Origin of the sequence: Pseudomonas sp. PB105, from assembly GCF_009764655.1 — a bacterium.
GTDB classification, from domain to species: Bacteria; Pseudomonadota; Gammaproteobacteria; order Pseudomonadales; family Pseudomonadaceae; genus Aquipseudomonas; species Aquipseudomonas cyclaminis.
Genome location: NZ_RWIO01000013.1, coordinates 1 through 1,521 on the forward strand (window position 1 = coordinate 1; position 1,521 = coordinate 1,521).

The 1,521-nt window shown below is 46.5% G+C and carries 1 protein-coding gene and 2 pseudogenes; all 3 read left to right on the plus strand.

The genetic code is table 11. The features are described from left to right. A pseudogene (locus EJD88_RS02015) lies at positions 1 to 761 on the plus strand (hypothetical protein); the annotation flags it as partial. A 1-nt stretch (position 762) separates the two neighbouring features. After that, a complete protein-coding gene (locus tag EJD88_RS02020; RefSeq protein ID WP_158876510.1) occupies positions 763 to 1,110 on the plus strand; it encodes a hypothetical protein in 348 nt (115 codons plus the stop codon). Positions 1,111 to 1,315: 205 nt separating this feature from the next. Beyond that, positions 1,316 to 1,521, plus strand: a pseudogene (locus EJD88_RS27065) (hypothetical protein); the annotation flags it as partial.

Below are 1,521 nucleotides of genomic sequence, written 5' to 3' on the forward strand. Positions count from 1 at the left end.
ATAGCGGCTCGACTCCACTTTTAAACTGGGTGGCGGAAAAGGAGCGGATCAGGGAGATCAGTTGGTGGAATGAGGTGGCGCAGGGAGTTGGATTGCCGGTGGATGGGCAGGTTTATCACTTGCATCCTCTTGCTTTGCTGGGGAATCTGAATGTCACTCAACGCCAGGGTAATGATCTTACTGTATTGCGAGGGCAAGTCACTTTCGACGCAGAAGGGAATGACATTGCTAACAGCCCTTACTTTAGCCGACGCTTACATTGGCCGGGTGGAGCTTCCGGAGTGACGTTGGGGCGAGGCTACGATATTCGACACCGGACACAGAATGCAGTACGAGCAGATCTAATTGCAGCAGGGGTGGATATATCTTCCGCAGAGAATTTTTCTCGTGGCGCGGGGCTGTTCGGGAATTCCGCGCGCGATTTTGTAAGCGCTAACCGTGATGCATATGGAATAATTTCATTACGAGCTCAAAGGATCCTATTTGAAATTGTTATTTATCCTCGTTATGAAGCCGCTACCCGACAACAATATAATTCAAACGTAATGTCGGGCTGGATATCATGGGAGCAGCTAGATGAGCGCGTACGAGATATTGCAGTGGACTTAACATATCAGCAAGGTAGTATCTGGAATCGTCAAATTCCCTATATTCGACAGAACAGCAGAGAGGCACTGGCGATGTACATTCAAGAAACACCGGAATTGGCACAGTATGAGCAGGGCAGGAATAGAGCTCGGTATCTTAGGGGAGGCAATTAACTTGAAAACCACTACCTGTCTTGCTATTTCGATGTTGCATGTTTCCTTGCTCAATGCCGAACAAATAAACGAAGATTCAAAAGTAACAGCTCAAGAATTTTTTTTTACCAAAAAAATAGCATCGAATTTCTTATGGACTGGGCACTACTTTAAAAAAAGTGAGCTGTGTACATCGCCCAACGATGGCGTCGACTGCTCCGAACAATTTGTCGATGAGCTAAGAATAGAAAAAAAATATTTGGGTTACTTGGTCAGGCTGCACAGTACACAGGCAAATCAAAGTGTCTGCTCCTTTGAGTTTTATATGATACCTAAGGACGGAAAGCTTATTCACAATACACAATTTTGACCTATATTCTTGCAGAAAGACGCAGACTCACTTGAAATCTTTTCGAAAGGAATAGATCCGACGGCTCTCGGTTTAGGTGTGTGTGGAGTGCACGCAGATATTGACGGCCTGAAGTTTCCACTGCCCATTAAATCCAAAGCTGGTTTTGAGTAACTGTGGGAAAAATTACTTTTTGGCTCAAGCAAATAAGGAAGCAAAGCGCAGGGTGCTTTCGCAACTGATCATCCACTACGAAAGCGAGTGGCGCCATGAACCCCATAAGTGGGACACACTGGACGATGTACTGGGGCATAGCGGCTCGACTCCACTTTTAAACTGGGTGGCGGAAAAGGAGCGGATCAGGGAGATCAGTTGGTGGAATGAGGTGGCGCAGGGAGTTGGATTGCCGGTGGATGGGCAGGTTTATCACTT